General features: G+C 58.4%; 14 protein-coding genes and 2 pseudogenes. 7 read left to right on the top strand and 9 right to left on the bottom strand.

The genetic code is table 11. The annotated features are described in order from the left end of the window. Nucleotides 1-54: 54 nt before the first annotated feature. Nucleotides 55-1,278 (bottom strand): ATP-dependent RNA helicase SrmB, encoded by a 1,224-nt coding sequence (gene srmB, locus BSP75_RS11125; RefSeq protein ID WP_075113204.1) that lies wholly within the window; start codon nucleotides 1,276-1,278, stop codon nucleotides 55-57. Between the two features lie 119 nt (nucleotides 1,279-1,397). Between srmB and BSP75_RS11120 the strand changes: the two genes are divergently transcribed. From BSP75_RS11120 to brnQ (BSP75_RS11110), 3 genes and pseudogenes are all read left to right on the top strand, one after another. Continuing rightward, nucleotides 1,398-2,108, top strand: a complete 711-nt coding sequence (locus tag BSP75_RS11120) for a methyltransferase (RefSeq protein WP_075113203.1) — start codon at nucleotides 1,398-1,400, stop codon at nucleotides 2,106-2,108. Nucleotides 2,109-2,299: 191 nt separating this feature from the next. Continuing rightward, a complete protein-coding gene (brnQ, locus tag BSP75_RS11115; RefSeq protein ID WP_075113281.1) occupies nucleotides 2,300-3,604 on the top strand; it encodes a branched-chain amino acid transport system II carrier protein in 1,305 nt (434 codons plus the stop codon). 442 nt (nucleotides 3,605-4,046) lie between these two features. After that, nucleotides 4,047-5,332, top strand: a pseudogene (gene brnQ, locus BSP75_RS11110) (branched-chain amino acid transport system II carrier protein). 71 nt (nucleotides 5,333-5,403) lie between these two features. On the opposite strand, the gene BSP75_RS11105 reads toward brnQ (BSP75_RS11110), so the two are convergent. From BSP75_RS11105 to BSP75_RS11090, 4 genes and pseudogenes are all read right to left on the bottom strand, one after another. Further along, nucleotides 5,404-5,634, bottom strand: a complete 231-nt coding sequence (locus BSP75_RS11105; protein WP_042656409.1) for a hypothetical protein — start codon at nucleotides 5,632-5,634, stop codon at nucleotides 5,404-5,406. Between the two features lie 4 nt (nucleotides 5,635-5,638). Continuing rightward, a complete protein-coding gene (locus tag BSP75_RS11100) occupies nucleotides 5,639-6,100 on the bottom strand; it encodes a chemotaxis protein CheX (RefSeq protein ID WP_042656408.1) in 462 nt (153 codons plus the stop codon). Further along, nucleotides 6,090-6,548 carry a zinc uptake transcriptional repressor Zur gene (gene zur, locus BSP75_RS11095; RefSeq protein ID WP_075113202.1) on the bottom strand — a complete coding sequence of 153 codons (459 nt, stop codon included), beginning with the start codon at nucleotides 6,546-6,548 and terminating at the stop codon, nucleotides 6,090-6,092. Before zur ends, BSP75_RS11100 begins: the two co-directional genes overlap by 11 nt. Before the next feature lie 396 nt (nucleotides 6,549-6,944). Beyond that, a pseudogene (locus BSP75_RS11090) lies at nucleotides 6,945-7,697 on the bottom strand (IS3 family transposase); the annotation flags it as partial. 63 nt (nucleotides 7,698-7,760) lie between these two features. Here BSP75_RS11090 and BSP75_RS11080 point away from each other — a divergent pair. Then, a protein-coding gene (locus BSP75_RS11080) for an IS3 family transposase (RefSeq protein WP_148140694.1) occupies nucleotides 7,761-8,911 on the top strand; the annotation gives its coding sequence in 2 pieces (ribosomal slippage) (nucleotides 7,761-7,998 and nucleotides 7,998-8,911; 1,152 coding nt in all). A 284-nt stretch (nucleotides 8,912-9,195) separates the two neighbouring features. Next, on the top strand, nucleotides 9,196-10,248 hold the full coding sequence (gene dusA, locus BSP75_RS11075; RefSeq protein WP_075113199.1) for a tRNA dihydrouridine(20/20a) synthase DusA: 1,053 nt from the start codon (nucleotides 9,196-9,198) through the stop codon (nucleotides 10,246-10,248). Between the two features lie 71 nt (nucleotides 10,249-10,319). Here the strand turns inward: dusA and BSP75_RS11070 are convergent, their stop codons facing one another. Both BSP75_RS11070 and BSP75_RS11065 read right to left on the bottom strand, forming a co-directional pair. Further along, a complete protein-coding gene (locus BSP75_RS11070) occupies nucleotides 10,320-10,631 on the bottom strand; it encodes a hypothetical protein (protein WP_075113198.1) in 312 nt (103 codons plus the stop codon). A gap of 129 nt (nucleotides 10,632-10,760) precedes the next feature. Beyond that, complete coding sequence (locus tag BSP75_RS11065; protein ID WP_075113197.1) at nucleotides 10,761-12,365, bottom strand: ABC transporter substrate-binding protein; 1,605 nt, start codon at nucleotides 12,363-12,365, stop codon at nucleotides 10,761-10,763. Between the two features lie 184 nt (nucleotides 12,366-12,549). On the opposite strand from BSP75_RS11065, the gene BSP75_RS11060 reads away from it, so the two are divergent. Beyond that, nucleotides 12,550-13,257: a ParB-like protein gene (locus BSP75_RS11060; RefSeq protein WP_075113196.1), complete on the top strand. Its 708-nt coding sequence runs from the start codon at nucleotides 12,550-12,552 to the stop codon at nucleotides 13,255-13,257. Nucleotides 13,258-13,358: 101 nt separating this feature from the next. Here the strand turns inward: BSP75_RS11060 and BSP75_RS11055 are convergent, their stop codons facing one another. Continuing rightward, on the bottom strand, nucleotides 13,359-14,018 hold the full coding sequence (locus tag BSP75_RS11055) for a CatB-related O-acetyltransferase (RefSeq protein ID WP_075113195.1): 660 nt from the start codon (nucleotides 14,016-14,018) through the stop codon (nucleotides 13,359-13,361). A gap of 285 nt (nucleotides 14,019-14,303) precedes the next feature. On the opposite strand from BSP75_RS11055, the gene BSP75_RS11050 reads away from it, so the two are divergent. After that, on the top strand, nucleotides 14,304-14,732 hold the full coding sequence (locus BSP75_RS11050; protein ID WP_005335785.1) for a DUF2753 family protein: 429 nt from the start codon (nucleotides 14,304-14,306) through the stop codon (nucleotides 14,730-14,732). A gap of 18 nt (nucleotides 14,733-14,750) precedes the next feature. On the opposite strand, the gene BSP75_RS11045 is transcribed toward BSP75_RS11050, so the two are convergent. Continuing rightward, on the bottom strand, nucleotides 14,751-15,500 hold the full coding sequence (locus tag BSP75_RS11045) for an enoyl-CoA hydratase-related protein (protein WP_075113194.1): 750 nt from the start codon (nucleotides 15,498-15,500) through the stop codon (nucleotides 14,751-14,753). Nucleotides 15,501-15,565: the final 65 nt, after the last annotated feature.

The following is a 15,565-nucleotide window of genomic DNA, read 5'->3' as shown; positions in this document are numbered from 1 at the left end:
ATGCATGCAGAAGGGCCATCCCGTGGGATGGCCCTTCTCTTTCGCGCTTGGCGATTACTTCTTCTTTTTCTTCTTGGCGGACCTCTTCTTGTCGACCGGCTTTTTCTTCTTCACCGGTACCCGCGCTTCCTTGTGTTTCGGGCGCAGCTCGTCGATCACCCGGCGCTTGAGGCGCTCCTCGGTGTAGCGTTCGATCTTGGCGACCATTGCCATGTCGTGAGCTTCTACCAGGCTGATGGCGCAGCCACGGTTGCCAGCGCGACCGGTACGGCCGATACGGTGGACGTAAACGTCGGTGCCGTAGGGCATGTCATAGTTGATGACATGGCTGACGTTCGGCAGGTCGATGCCACGGGCGGCAACGTCGGTCGCGATCAGGAAGGGCACTTCCCCTGCGTGGAACTTGCGGATCGACTCGACGCGCTTGCTCTGCTCCATCTCGCCACGGATCCAGGCGCACGGGATGCCCGCAGCCTGCAGCTGGCCGGAGAGCTCCGCCAGACGCTCGCGGGTCTTGACGAAGACGATGGCTTTCTGGGTTTCCGGATCTTTCAGGATATGGATCAGCAGCGCCAGCTTGTGCGCAGCATCATCGGCCAGATGCACCCACTGGGTGATCGGGCGACGTTCGCTGCGGGGCGGCTCGGCATGCAGTTCGACCGGATCGTTGAGGATCTCGTTGGCGAACTTCTCAAGGCCTGCCCCTTCCAGGGTGGCGGAGAACAGCATGGTGTGCTTGCGGTAGCGCGCTTCGGCCACGATGCGGTTCACATCCTTGATAAAGCCCATGTCCAGCATGCGGTCCGCTTCGTCCAGCACCAGCACCTCGATGTCGTGGCTCTCGAACTCCTCTTTCTCGATGTACTCGAGCAGACGACCCGGGGTGGCGACCACGATGTCGGTGGTCTTGGTCAGGGCAGGCAACTGCTCTTCATGACTGACGCCGCCGATGATGGTCTCGATGCTGAGGTTGGTGTGCACCGCCAGCGCCTTGGCGTGGGCGGTCACCTGCAGCGCCAGCTCGCGGGTCGGGGTCAGGATCAGCATGCGGCAGGGGCCCGGCTTGCGGCGCGGGAAGTCCAGCAGGTGCTGGAGTGCCGGCAGCAGGAAGGAGGCCGTTTTGCCGGTACCGGTTGGAGCGGATGCCAGAATATCGCGGCCGTCCAGGGCTGGCTCCAGCACCATCTGCTGGATGGTGGTGGGGCGGGTGAATCCCATCTCGGCCAAGGCCCGGTTGAGGGCGGGGTGCAGGTCGAAATCATCAAAGGACTGGCTCATGGCAATACTCGGTCATTAAGGAAACGGCAGATTATAGGCGATTATCTCGTCGGCTCCTATTGGTGAGTGTGTCTTAGCCGCTATAATCGCCCACCATTTTTTCAGATGACGGGGGCCAAATGGGGCGTAGTCGCGGATTTACCTTCAAACAGTTCCATATCAATCACGATCGCTGCGCCATGAAGGTAGGCACCGATGGCATTCTGCTCGGTGCCTGGGCGCCGGTCGAACAGGCGCACCGTGTGCTCGATATCGGCACCGGCAGCGGCCTGATCGCCCTGATGCTGGCCCAGCGCAGCAGATCTGACTGTCGTCTCGATGCGGTCGAGCTGGATATTAATGCGGCCAGCCAGGCGCGGGAGAATGCGGCGGCCTCTCCCTGGGCCGATCGAGTGACCATCATAGAGAGTGCCATTCAGGATTATCAGGCCGCCCCCTACGATCTTGTCGTCTCCAACCCCCCCTATTTCGTGGCAGGCCAGTCATTTAGCGATCCGGCGCGGGCGTTGGCCCGTCATACCGGCGCCCTCGACAGTCACGGATTACTGGCGGCTTGCAATCGTTTGCTGAGCCAGAACGGTCAGGTGGCGCTGGTACTGCCGACGGCGATGGCCGATGAAATTTTATGCATCTCGGCGCATTATGATCTGCATGGGATTTGTTATACAGCTGTTATCACCAGAGAGGGTAAAGAGGCAAATCGTGTTTTATTGCTACTTGGCAGAGGATTAAACAGGTGTGAGAGGGGTGAGATTGTGATCCATTCTGCTGATGGAGCCTATTCCGACAGATATATCCAACTGACCAGTCCCTTCTATTTGAAGATGTAAATTTCGTCTTGAACTATTTTTTCACGCCATTATGCTGGTTCCAGATCGAGCGCCCGCTCCAGACCAGCTAAAACCACTGGTTGTGATGAAAAAACACGCGGGGCTCTTTTTTTATCCCCCCTGAACACACCCGGTCAGCGACCGATAAAAACTATAACAAGCAATAATTTACAAGACAGACGAGGTTGAACTTGACGAAATCACTCACATTGTCCGATGTACTCGGATTAGGGTTTATGACCTTCGCCTTCTACCTGGGCGCCGGTAATATCATTTTCCCGCCGTTGGCCGGTTACATGGCCGGTGAGCACCTCTCCCTGGCGATGTTCGGCTTTCTGGTGACTGCCGTGGGCCTGCCCCTGGTGACCATTCTGGCCGTGGCAAAAGCCGGTAACGGCTGGGCGGGCATGACCAAACTGCTGCCTGCCGGTGTCGCGACCGCGCTGGCCGTGGCCATCTATATCATCATCGGCCCGGCCTTTGCTGCGCCCCGTACCGGTCTGGTGGCCTACGAGATGGGCCTCAAGCCGTTCATCGGTGATATGGGTCAGGCGGGTCTGGCGGCCTATACCGTGATCTTCTTCGGCGTGGCCATGCTGGTTTCCATGAACCAGGGCAAGCTGATGGACGCCATCGGCAAATACCTGACACCGGTACTCATGCTGCTGCTGCTGACCCTGGCGGTCGGGGTATTCGTGGCGCCGCAAGGCACCATGCCGGATGCGTCCGGTGACTATCAGAACAGCCCCTTCGTGAAAGGGATCCTGGAAGGCTACAACACCATGGACACCCTGGCGTCCCTGATGTTTGGCGCCCTGATCGTCGACCTGCTGCGCCAGAAGGGCATCAACGATTACAAGAGCCAGTTCAAGTATCTGGCCATTGCCGGCCTCATCTCCGCCATTGGTCTGTGTGTGGTTTATGTTTCCCTGTTCCGTCTGGGTAACACCGCGGCCGGTGTGGCGACGGATGTCAGCAACGGTGGCGCCATCGTCAACGCCTACGTGCTGAGCCTGTTTGGTCAGCCCGGTCAACTGATCCTGGCCGCCATTATCACCCTGGCGTGCTTCACCACTGCCGTGGGTCTGATCTCCGCCTGTTCAGACTTCTTCCACAATCTCACCGGCATGAGCTACAAGAAGCTGGTGGTGTTGCTGGGCGTTGTCTGCGCCGTGGTGGCCAACGTGGGCCTGAGCCAGTTGATCAGCCTCTCCATTCCGGTGCTGGTTGCCATCTATCCGGTTGCCGTGGCGCTGGTGCTGGTCACCTTCCTGAAGGGTTACTTCGGTCGTCCCCGTCTGGTGTTCCGTGCGGTGCTGGTGGTGGCCTTCCTGTTCGGTTGCCTGGATGGTCTGGGTGCTGCCGGCATGAAGATGGATGCGTTCGCCTTCCTGCCGTTGTTCGACAAGGGCCTCGCCTGGCTGATGCCGACCCTGCTGGCCTGCGTAGTAGGCATGGTGGTGCGTCCGACCGAGATGGCCGCCGAAGCCGCCTGATCACGCCCGATGTGATGTTGCCAAGAGCCTGCCCCGTGCAGGCTCTTTTGTTTTTCATCTTTCAGCAGTCTGTGCTGGAGTGTGTGCCGTAGTGTCGTGATGATCGCTCTCGGCGACGTTCATCAGTTCCACTCCTTTACCGCCCGTGCTCCCCTCTTGGTGCAACCTCTGTTTTGTATCCTTTTGAGATTGCCAAATTTATTGGTGTTTAACTCTGTATAGTTAAATTGTTTCAATATATTAATTTGAGATTGAGCTTTTATTCATTTTCTTTATGCTGAATGAGTGATTCTTGTCCTGTCTCAGGACGAGAAAGAAGCAAGAGGTATTGTTACCGGTTATCTGCCAGGCAGTGGGTGCAATCAATAACAAGCTGATAAGGCAGATGAGGTTGGGTTTGACGAAATCATTGAAGTTGTCCGATGTATTCGGGTTGGGGTTTATGACGTTTGCCTTCTATCTGGGGGCTGGCAATATCATTTTTCCGCCGCTGGCCGGTTTCATGGCCGGTGAGCATCTGCTGGCTGCCATGTGCGGCTTTTTGCTGACGGCGGTGGGCTTGCCGCTGATCACCCTGATTGCGGTGGCCAAGGGGAGTTCGGGTGGCGGCGCGAGTGGCTGGACCGGGATGACCCGCTATCTACCGGGCTGGGCCGCCACAGCGCTGGCCATCGCCATCTACATCATTATGGGACCGGCTTTTGCCACACCGCGCACCGGATTGGTCGCCTACGAGATGGGGCTCAAGCCCTGGCTTGGCGAGGCCGGCCAACACGGGCTGCTGCTTTACAGCCTGCTCTTCTTTGCACTGGTGATCCTGGTCTCGCTGAATCGGGGCCGACTGCTGGATGCGGTGGGCAAATACCTGACACCGGCCCTGATGGTGATGCTGCTTATTCTGGCGGTCGGGGTCTTTATGGCGCCACAGGGCACTATGCCCGATGCCAGCGGCGACTATGTCGAGACCCCGCTCATCAAGGGGATGCTGGAGGGGTACAACACCATGGATACCCTGGCCTCCCTGATGTTCGGCGCGCTTATCATCGGTTTGCTGCGGCGCAAGGGTATTGAAGACTACCCGAGCCAGTTCAAATACCTGACCATCGCAGGCCTGATCTCTGCGGCCGGACTCTCGGCGGTCTATATCTCCCTGTTCTACCTTGGCAACAGCGCCGCCGGAGTGGCGAGCGATACCAGCAATGGCGGCGCCATCGTCAATGCCTACGTCCTGAGCCTGTTTGGTCAGCCGGGGCAGTTCATCCTGGCCGCCATCATCACCCTGGCCTGCTTTACCAGTGCGGTCGGTCTGCTTTGCGCCAGTGCCGACTTCTTCCACAGTCTGGCTGGCTGGACATACCGCAAGTGGGTGCTGCTGATGGGCTGATGGGCTGCTTGTGCGTCCTGGTGGCCAATGTGGGGTTGAGCGAGCTGATCAGGCTCTCTATTCCGGTACTGGTGGCCATCTATCCGGTTGCCATCGCGCTGGTGCTGGTTACTTTTGCTCAGGGTAGTTTCGGTCGGCCACGTCTGGTGTTTCGTGCCGTGCTGCTGGTGGCTTTCCTGTTCGGCTGTCTGGACGGACTGGGCGCTGTCGGTATGCAGATGGATGCGTTTGCCTTCCTGCCGCTGTTCGACAAGGGGCTCGCCTGGTTGCTGCCGACCCTGCTGACCTGCGGCCTTGGCCTCTTGGTGCGGCCAAGCGGGAAGCTGGCTGCCGAAGCGGCCTGATCCCCAGTCAGAGATAGCAAAGAGGCCAGCATCTGCTGGCCTCTTCTGTTTCTGCCGGATCCGTTAACAAGTCAGATTTGCGGGCCTGTCGGCTTGGGTTTGCCGTCCAGACCATACCAGTGGGTTTGCACCCGTCCGGCATGCCACTCGAAGGTGCCCCAGGGCTGCTTGGCTTCCCAGCGGGGGAAGTTGATGAGCACCCGGTTATCCTCGTATTTGTAGAGGGAGGTGCTGATCTGGATATCCGACAGGATCAACAACAGGGCCCAGCAGATGAAAATCCATTTCAATGCTTTCCACATAGGGTTACTCGAAGCAGATTTCGATGGTGGCGCGGCCGTAATCTGATTCGAACGGCATCATGATCTTGGTGCCATCGGCCCGGTGGGTGATGGTGTGGTTGGCTCCGGAGACGATGATGGGGGTGGCCATATCAAACTCGTAACCCTTCTCACCCAGCATCCGCTTGGCGCCACCGGTTACCATGTTGGTGATTTCACCGACCATGTCGGTCACCTCTTCGTTGATGTTGGCGGGGGCTTCCCCCAGCATGCGGCGCATGATCTCCAGCGCCAGCCCCTTCTCGAAGCTGATGGAGAGAGAACCACGGGTCTGCGGGCCGACCATGCCGATCAGGCCGGAGACGTCGCCGCGCGCCAGCTCATCCATCTTGCGTTTCGGTTTGCCCGGTTTGAGTTCCAGCTGTGCCATGGTGGAGAGCACATTGAGCAGGGATAGCAGGAACGGATTTACAAAATCAGCCTTCATAATGACTTCCTACAGTGGGCGTACAGCGAGCACATTGGCCATGTGCCTCTATTGTCTTATTGGTAATCGTAAAACCATGCAAGTGGGCCTGCTCGGAAAACGCGCTATCTATGGCCGTATCGTGCAGCTCGACCACATCGCCGCACTCGTCGCAGATCAGCAACTGCATCGGGTGAGCATGATCGAAGTGGCAGCAGAAGATAAATGCGTTGAGCGATTCCACCTTGTGAGCAAAGCCCTGTTCGAGCAAGAAATCGAGTGCCCGATAGACGGTTGGCGGCTTGGCATTGGCTTCGGTTTGTTGCAGCTGGGCTAACAAATCATAGGCGCTGATGGCATTGCCGTGTGCCGCCAGCAGGCGAAATACCTGACGTCGGGTCGGGGTGAAGCGGATCCCTCGCTGTATACAGAGTCGCTCGGCTCGTTGTAAAAGTTGGTCTTGATTCATGATCGCGCAGATACCCTTTCTATTAGCCGGATACTATCACAGGGCCTCGCATGGCGCGGCGACAAAATTCATTTTCTGGGGCTGCTTCACGTTGTGATAAAATCCGCCCCTTTCTTTAGCCAACCCGGATGATTTTTATGCAGGCGCAGCGTTTTTCCATCGCCCCCATGCTGGATTGGTGAGATTTTTTCTCTAACCCTTACCAGGCGTGGCCTTCAATTTCCATGGGGCAGATATGGGGCAGGTGGCTGCCAAAACGGCTTTAATCAGGGGCTTTCTCAAGCCTTTCAGCTCTTCTTGTCTACTCTGCGAATATGTCCCAACAACGTTGTTCGTTAAAGACAAAAATTAACATCATCAACAGGTTATGTTGATGTTGGTGACCGTTTGTAGTGGTCAACTAAATCCGGACACTTGGTTAGGCCGATTTTCGGCTTTTGCTGGCGGTATCCCGTCATTGTGTTGATGTGGACGCTGCCAGTTGTAGTAATCCATCAGGTAATAACTGATATCCCGCTTTGCTTCCCGCAGACCCATGTACCCCGTTGCTGGAAGCCACTCTGACTTCAGGCTTCTGAACAATCGCTCCATCGGGGCGTTATCCCAGCAGTTGCCACGCCGACTCATGCTCTGGGTCATGCGATAACGCCACAGTCGTTGCCGAAATGCCCGGCAGCCGTATTGACTACCCTGGTCGGAGTGAAACAGCACGCCAGATGGGCAACCTCGTTGCTGATAGTGATAGGCCATTTCCAGTGCTTTTATTGCCAACTCTGCATCAGGCTTGTCAGGNGGAGTGAAACAGCACGCCAGATGGGCAACCTCGTTGCTGATAGTGATAGGCCATTTCCAGTGCTTTTATTGCCAACTCTGCATCAGGCTTGTCAGGCATCGCCCAGCCCACGACCCGCCGGGTATGCAGGTCGAGCACTGCGGCCAGGTAATGCCAACGACCACCGGCCCAGACGTAGGTGATATCGCCACACCACACCTGATTGGGTTGCGGGACATCAAATTCACGGGCCAGTAGATTGGGAATGTCCGGTCGTTCAGACTGTGCCACCTTATAACGGTGTGCGCCCGGCTGTTTGGATGCCAGCCGGCTTCTTTCATCAGGTTACGTACTTTGAATCGACCAATCTGATACCCTGAATCGCCCCCAGTTCCCTAGACACCTCACAGCCTTAAAATGAGGCAACTATTGGAGGTGTTATGACCCGTCAGCGTTATCCAGAAACATTCAAAATCGAAGCCGTTAAACAAATCACCGAGCGCGGACGGCCGGTGGCTGACGTTGCACGCGCCCTTGGGGTATCCAGCCACAGTCTGTATGCCTGGCTCAGGCAGTACGGCAAGCCTGCTGACCAGCAGCTCGAAGAGTCTGCCTTGCAAGCCGAGATACGCCGCCTGAAAGCCGAACTGCGCCAGGTCACCGAAGAGCGCAATATCCTAAAGGAGGCCGCCGCGTACTTTGCCAGCGAGTCAAGGAAAGGTACGCATTCATAACCTCCCGACTCGACCGGTACAGTGTCGTTACCCTGTGCCAGACCCTGGGGGTTCACCGAAGTGGCTTCTACGCGTGGCTGAAACAGCCCACATCGCCACGCCATCAGGAGGACGAACGACTGACCGGATTGGTCAAGCAATCCTGGCTGGAAATTGGTGCTGTCTACGGTTATCGCAAAATCCATCGCGACCTTCGTCACGCAGGGGAAGCCTGCGGCAAGCACCGTGTGGCCAAATTAATGAGGCGGGAAGGGCTGCGTTCGCAAACGGGCTATCAACGCCGCAAGGGGCATTATGGAGGCAAGAGCACGCAAGCTGCTCCAAACACGCTGGCACGTCAGTTTAAGGTGCCAGCCCCCAACATCTCCTGGGTGACTGACATTACCTACATTCGCACTCAAGAAGGGTGGCTGTACCTGGCGGTGGTGCTCGACCTGTTCTCTCGCCAGATCGTCGGCTGGGCGATGAAGTCACGCATGACGGCAGACTTGGCGGTGGATGCGTTATTGATGGCCGTCTGGCGGCGCAAGCCCAAGCAGCCGGTACTGGTGCATTCGGATCAGGGCAGCCAGTTTACTGGTGGTGAATGGCAGGACTTTCTGAAGGCCCACAACCTGAGTTGCAGCATGAGCCGACGGGGTAACTGTCACGACAACGCGGTCGCCGAGAGCTTCTTTCAGTTGCTCAAACGGGAGCGGATCAAGCGCAGGATTTACGCGACAAGAGATGAGGCCCGCAGCGATGTGTTTGATTATATCGAGATGTTTTACAACCCAATCAGACGCCATGGTTCCAATGATGGGTTGTCGCCGGTAGAGTTTGAAAGGCAGTTTATTTGTCAGCAACAGAGTGTCTAGAAAACCAGGGGCGATTCAAACCATCCCTCTCGATCATCGCAACCATCTGCATTCCCCAGCTCTTGGCGTCGGACTGTCTGCCAAAGGTTCGGGATTCTCGGTATACTACCTCTTCGCCTTTATGTTCCCTGACGGTACTGCGATAGCGTAACTCGCCTTTGCTGGTCTTACGTTTTTCTATTGTGTAGCCGGCCATAGATACCTCGTGGAGTACACCTGCCCCATGAAATGGTGGGGCAGATATGGGGCAGGTTCAATCAACAAATGTCTGGAAACACCCGCAAATGACTCAGAAACAAATCAGTGAAAACCCCGTTAAATCAGGCTCTGAGGCCATATCTGGCAAGCCTGCCCACCGCCAGACATTCTCGATTGCCCCCATGCTGGACTGGACTGATCGGCATTGCCGTTACTTTCATCGACTGATGAGTCGCCAGACCTTGCTCTATACCGAAATGGTGACCACCGGCGCCATCATCCACGGCAAGGGGGATTATCTGGGTTACAGCGAGCAGGAGCACCCCATCTCCCTGCAGCTGGGTGGCAGCAATCCCGCCGATCTGGCCCACTGCGCCAAGCTGGCCGAGGAGCGCGGCTATGACGAGGTGAACATCAACGTCGGTTGCCCCTCCGATCGGGTGCAGAACGGCCGTTTTGGTGCCTGCTTGATGGGTGAACCGGCGCTGGTGGCTGACTGCGTCAAGGCGATGCGCGATGTGGTCGATATCCCGGTGACGGTGAAGACCCGCATCGGTATCGACGATCAGGACTCCTACGAATTTCTGCAGGCCTTTATCGAACAGGTTCGCGATGCCGGTTGCGACACCTTTATCGTCCATGCCCGCAAGGCGTGGCTGAGTGGCCTGAGCCCCAAAGAGAACCGCGAGATCCCGCCGCTCGATTATCCCCGTGTCTATCGGGTCAAGCAGGATTACCCGGAGCTGACCATTGCCCTCAACGGCGGCGTCACCTCCATGGAGCAGACTCTCGAGCATCTGCAGCATGTTGATGGCGTGATGATGGGGCGTGAAGCCTATCAGAACCCCTACATTCTGGCGCAGGTAGACAACCTGGTGTTCGGCCAGAATAACGCCGTGCCGAGTCGCCATGAGGTGGTGCGGATGATGCTGCCCTATATCGAGCAGGAGCTGGCCAAGGGCAACTACCTCTCCCATATGACCCGCCACATTTTGGGGCTGTTCCAGAACATGCAGGGAGCCCGCGCCTGGCGCCGTCACCTGAGCGAGAACGCCTGCAAACCGGGCGCCGGTATTCAGGTGGTGCTGGATGCCATGGCCAAGGTGCCGGAGTTTGCCAGCAGCGAGACGGCCGAATAAGCCGCTGTGCCAGGGCAAGAACCACAAAAAGCGCGTCAATCGACGCGCTTTTTTTCGCTCTGTCGGCAGGTTCAGCCAGATGTTTTGTCTGGCGCTGTGAAGTTGTGGATCTCCCCCGACCGAGGGCTAAAGCGGGGATCGCCATCTTTGTATTCACGAACAAGCTGCATGGTCTTGCAGAAGCTGGCCTGCTTGTCGTACTCCTCTCGGGCCAGATCGATGGCGCGCTCGGCCCGGCGCCGCTCCATCTTGTCAGACTTGCGATCGCTGAACTGTTGCTGCTGTTGCAGCATCCAGCCGACAAACTCTTGCTGGCATTGGGATTCGTTATTGGCTTGCGCAGGCAAGGCCCACAACAGGGGGAGCAGTAACAGATAACGCATGTTCAACCGATGATAAGAGGGGGGGTCACTAGAAGGGCGGCATTTTATGCCTAAAACTTGAGCATGAACAGTATCAATAAGAGGGCCGCCCGCAGGCGGCCCTCTTCGGTTTCAGCCTTGATTGCCAGTTCAGTGTTTGACGAGATAGAGCTGGCGGCTGTAGGCCACATCTTCCGGGTTGTTGATGGGATAGCCCTTGAGCCATGGCTTGATGAGGCGGGCATTGGTGTACTGGTAGATGGGGGCTATGGGGGCTTGATCCAGCAGGATTGCCTCCGCCTCGCCAAACAGCTTGCTGCGGCTGGCGACATCCTGAGTGCTGGCCGCATCTGCCAGCAGCTGGTCATAACGGGCATTGGCAAAGCCTGCCATATTGCCGCTGTGACGGGAGCCCCACAGGCCGAGGAATGCTGACGGGTCGTTGTAGTCCGCCACCCAGGAGGAGCGGATCACCTCGAACTGACCGCTCTGGCGGCTGTCGAGATAGGTTTTCCACTCCTGATTGGTCAACTCGACCTCGGCGCCGAGCTTCTGTTTCCACATACTGGCAATCGCCAGTGCCATCTTCTTGTGAATTTCCGCGGTGTTGTAGAGCAGGGTCAGCTTGAGCGGCTTGCCCGGGCCGTAACCGGCCTCCTTGAGCAGGGCCTTGGCCTTGCTGTCCAGTGCTGGCTGGCTGCTGGTGGAAAGCAGGTTGGCGGCCGGGGTGAAGCTGGCAGTCACATCCGGAGTGAAGTGATAAGCCGGTTTCTCGCCGGTGCCGAGCACCTTGTCGGCGATCAGGGCGCGATCGATGGTGTAGGAGAGCGCCTTGCGCACCCGCACATCGTCGAGCGGCGCCTGCTTGGTATTGAAGGCGTAGTAGTAGGTACCGAGCTGATCCGGGGTATAGACCTCATTCGGGATCTGCTGCTTCAGCTTGTCGTACTGCTCTTTGGGGAAGGATTCGGTGATATGCAGATCGCCAGCCAGGTAGCGGTTGGTGGCCGCACTCTCCTGATTGATCGGCATGAAGATCACCTTGGTCAATACGGTATGCGCCCGATCCCAGTAATAAGGGTTGGGGGTCAGCTCCAGCTTCTCGTTGACTACCCGGTTGTTCAGCACAAAGGCGCCGTTGCCCACCAGCTTGCCCGGTTGGGTCCACTGGTTGCCGTACTGCTCGATGCTGGCCTGATGGAGCGGCGACAGGCTGGGGTGACTCAGCAGGCTCAGGAAGTAGGGCACCGGCTGGGAGAGAGTCACCTGCAGGGTGTGGTCATCGAGGGCCTTGACCCCCAGCTCGCTGGCAGGCAATTTGCCAGCGACTATCTCGTCCACCTTGTCGAAACGAGCCAGCTGGGCAAACCAGGCGAAGGTAGCAGCCTCTCTCGGGTCGACCAGCTTGCGCCAGCCGTAGACGAAGTCGCCGGCCTTGACCGGATCGCCGTTGGACCAGCGTGCCTCCGGGCGCAGATGGAAGGTAAAGAACTGGTTGTCCTTGTTCTCCCAGCTGGCCGCCACCCCGGCAACCGGTTTGCCATCCGGCCCCTGGGTCAGCAGCCCCTCGAACAGATCCCGCAGTACCTGCAACTCCGGCAGGCCGACCAGCTTGAGCGGGCTCAGGCTCGCAGGTTCATCCTTGAGGTGGCGAACGACAATCTGCTCGGCGGCGAGTTGTGTTCCGGCGGGAATATCGGCAGCCTGGACAGCAGCACAGCCCAGCAGGGCCAGCAAGGGGCTCCATCCTTTCATGGGTCGGATCCTTCAAATAGTGTGAAGCAGGGAGAAAACTCGGCGAGAAACTATCGCCGACAGATGGGAAATCATGATATCCCGTTTGCTGGTCTGACCGCCAGCATTCGACTCTCACGCCCAATCGGGGTAGCAGAGCGTTTTCTGCGTCTGTGCAGTTCAATGTGGTGAGGAGTATCAAACGATGAAAGCATGGTTATTGCTGGCCTGTGTGTTGAGCCAGGGTGCCTGGGCGTTGGTCCCGTGCCAGAGCGACACGGCGGTGGGCAACTGGTGCGAGATCGGCATTGATGCCTTGCACCCGACGCAGGGGGGCGTCGGTCAGATTCAAGTTGATGAGACCCAGGCCACATTGGCGGGCATGAGCGCAAAGCAGCTCGACAAGTTGATGAAAAAGAAAGAGATCCCCGTAGTGATTGCGCCGGATGGCGGCTACTGGCTGGTGGATCGCCACCATCTCACCAAGGCGTTGTGGCAGCTGGGCGTCAAGGATGCGCGGGTCAAGGTGATTGGTCGTCTGCAGGACAAGGCCAACTTCTGGAGCCAGATGCAGAACAACCACTGGGCCTGGCTCAAGGATGAGAAGGGGCAGCCGCTGACCCCTGAGCAGTTGCCGACCCGCATCGACCAGCTGCCTGATTACCCCTATCGCACCCTCGCCGGACTGCTGCAGGATGCTGGCTACTTTCGCAAGGACAAACAGGTCTATTTCGTCGAATTTGCCTGGGCCAGCTGGCTCGGCAAGCAGATGCAGTGGATGCCTGTCGATAACTCCAATCTGGCAGCCCGGCTGCAACAGGCCAAACGGCTCGCCTGCGGCAGCGATGCCAAGGATCTACCCGGTTATCCCGGCAAGCAGTGCAGCCTCAACCAGTCCAAAAGCGCGCAGTGAGTGGATGTGCGATGACGGCATCCAGAGCATGCCGGAGATAACAGAGGGCGACCCCGGGGTCGCCCTTATGCTGTCAGCTTGCTACTGCTGGCTGGCGGTGGTCACTCATGGCGCTCCGCCCAGCGGGCAGCCGCCTGTTCAAGCAGGGCGACGTCACCTTGCTGGATCAGCGGTAGCAGATCGTTGACCTGTTGATCCGGCCAATCCCACCAGGCGAGGGCCTGTAGCCGGGCAATCTCCTCCTCGCCAAAGCGCATCCGCACCACCCTGGCCGGGGTGCCCGCCACCATGGCATAGGGCGGTACGTCCTGATTGACCAACGAGCGGGCGGCGATGATGGCACCATCACCGATGGTGACACCGGGCATGATCATCGCCTCCATGCCGATCCAGACATCGTTGCCGATGCGGGTATCGCCTGCGGGGCGGTAGCTGCGCTGGAGCGCTGCCAGATCGGCGAACGGATAGGTGCTGATGAAGGCCGTGTTGTGGGTGTGGTTGCCCCCCATGATGATCTTAACCCCGGCGGCAATCTGCACATAGTCGCCGATATGGAGCTGGTCGATATGCCAGAGCGGCTCCCAGCCGGTTTCCGGGCTGCGGCTGAAGCGGTCGCCGTGGAGGTAGCGCACCGCCACCTCTTCGAAGGGGCCATCCCAGGCACCCGAGTAGTAGCTGTGCTGCCCCTTGAGGCAGATATTGGGGTTGGTCACCGTCAGGTGCAGGTATTCGACCTGCGACCAGTGTTGGCAGGGGTGCATGTTGGTACTCCTTTGCTGAATGGATCGGATGGGTTGCGTTTGCTTGAGCGCAGCTAATAAATCCAGACCAGCATGCGGGGCACGCAGAGCAGGGAGCAGCCCAGCATCTGCGGGAGGCGTGGTCGCATTGTGGGGCTCCAAAGAAGGGGGGGCAAGGGCGCGATCATAAAGTCGGGCGCCGGGTTTGCCAAGGTTGCGCAGAGATCCTGCACTAACCCTCTGGTTGATATTTATTCTCAATTAGCCATGATAACACTCCCACCATGACGGACTCGGGAGAGCGAGATGACACCGCAAAGTTGGCAACGATACATGCTGGAGGCGGAGCGTGCCTGGCAGGCCGGTTCGCTGGGGGCTGCGATCTGCTTTTATCAGCAGGCGCTGGGGGATGTTTACGAGATGACCCAGGTCGAGTTGACCGAACTGGCCACCATGCGGGTCGCCACCTGTCACCGGCTGGCCGACTTCTGGCGGGCTATGGATGAGCCGACTTATGAGCTGCGCTACCTGAAGCTTGCCTCCGAGCTGGTGACTGCGCTGGTTCCACAATGCCCGAACCGGGAATGCGAGGCGCTGATCAGCGAGCTGGGTTGCTGTCGCGGTGCCCTGCTCGCCTTTCTCAAGCGCCACCCCAATCCGGAAATTGCCCGGCTGATCCAGCTGCAGGACAAGGTGCAGGGCTGCGAGCTGATCGGCCGTTTTCGACTCAACTGACTGGCGTTGAGCGGCAGCTCAGCTCCGCTGTTTGAGTTTCTGGGCGATGCGCTGCTGCGCCTCTTCCCCTTGCAGTGCCTGGGCGAAGGCGCGCGCTTCCAGATCAATGACGAAGTGCACCGCCTGTTTAAGCTCCTGTTTCAGCAGCGCCTTGCTCTTTTGCAGCGCTCTGGGCGGTTTGGCCGCCAGCTTCAGTCCCTGCTCGCGGGCAAGGGAGAGCACTCCATCGGCCGCCACCACCTTGTTGGCCAACCCGAGTCGCAGCGCCTCTTCGGCATCAATCGCCTCGGCCAGCAGCAACAGCTCGGCCGCCTTGAGGTGTCCCACCAGACGCGGCAGCAGCAGGCTGGAGGCGAACTCCGGCACCAGTCCCAACTCGACGAAAGGAAGCTGCAAGCGGGCATTATCCCCCAGATAGACCAGATCGCAGTGCAGCAAAATGGTGGTGCCAATCCCCACCGCCGGGCCTGCAACGGCGGCGACCACAGGTTTGGGGAAATCGGCCAGGGTGTGGAGGAACTGCAGTATGGGGTCGTCGGGCTCCAGCGCGCTCTTGCCCATAAAGTCGGCCAGATCATTGCCCGCGGTAAAGCAATCCTGCTGCCCCTGCAACAGCAGGACATGCACCTCCTCATCGGCTGCCGCCTCTCGCAGCGCTGCCACCAGTTGTTGATACAGCTCGGTATTGAGGGCGTTGCGCTTGTCGGGGCGGTTGAGGGTCAGGGTGAGCAAGCCATCCTGCTGCTCGGCAATGAGAATGGGGGCCATGTCTAAATCCTTGTTATTGAAAGGTGCAAAAAAGGTTGCTGCTGGGGTAACCTTGGCGCCGTTTA

This window comes from Aeromonas sp. YN13HZO-058 (assembly GCF_001921245.1).
GTDB classification, from domain to species: domain Bacteria; phylum Pseudomonadota; class Gammaproteobacteria; order Enterobacterales; family Aeromonadaceae; genus Aeromonas; species Aeromonas allosaccharophila.
The sequence above is the reverse complement of the archived record's forward strand: the minus strand, read 5'-3'. Positions and strand labels throughout refer to the sequence as shown.

Coding starts and splice junctions, on each gene's coding strand:
- BSP75_RS11060 (WP_075113196.1), top strand. CDS start 12,550: ATGAAAGCATGGTTATTGCTGGCCTGTGTGTTGAGCCAGGGTGCCTGG.
- BSP75_RS11050 (WP_005335785.1), top strand. CDS start 14,304: ATGACACCGCAAAGTTGGCAACGATACATGCTGGAGGCGGAGCGTGCC.
- srmB (WP_075113204.1), bottom strand. CDS start 1,278: ATGAGCCAGTCCTTTGATGATTTCGACCTGCACCCCGCCCTCAACCGG.
- dusA (WP_075113199.1), top strand. CDS start 9,196: ATGACTCAGAAACAAATCAGTGAAAACCCCGTTAAATCAGGCTCTGAG.
- BSP75_RS11105 (WP_042656409.1), bottom strand. CDS start 5,634: ATGTGGAAAGCATTGAAATGGATTTTCATCTGCTGGGCCCTGTTGTTG.
- BSP75_RS11065 (WP_075113197.1), bottom strand. CDS start 12,365: ATGAAAGGATGGAGCCCCTTGCTGGCCCTGCTGGGCTGTGCTGCTGTC.
- BSP75_RS11055 (WP_075113195.1), bottom strand. CDS start 14,018: ATGCACCCCTGCCAACACTGGTCGCAGGTCGAATACCTGCACCTGACG.
- BSP75_RS11120 (WP_075113203.1), top strand. CDS start 1,398: ATGGGGCGTAGTCGCGGATTTACCTTCAAACAGTTCCATATCAATCAC.
- zur (WP_075113202.1), bottom strand. CDS start 6,548: ATGAATCAAGACCAACTTTTACAACGAGCCGAGCGACTCTGTATACAG.
- BSP75_RS11070 (WP_075113198.1), bottom strand. CDS start 10,631: ATGCGTTATCTGTTACTGCTCCCCCTGTTGTGGGCCTTGCCTGCGCAA.
- BSP75_RS11100 (WP_042656408.1), bottom strand. CDS start 6,100: ATGAAGGCTGATTTTGTAAATCCGTTCCTGCTATCCCTGCTCAATGTG.
- BSP75_RS11045 (WP_075113194.1), bottom strand. CDS start 15,500: ATGGCCCCCATTCTCATTGCCGAGCAGCAGGATGGCTTGCTCACCCTG.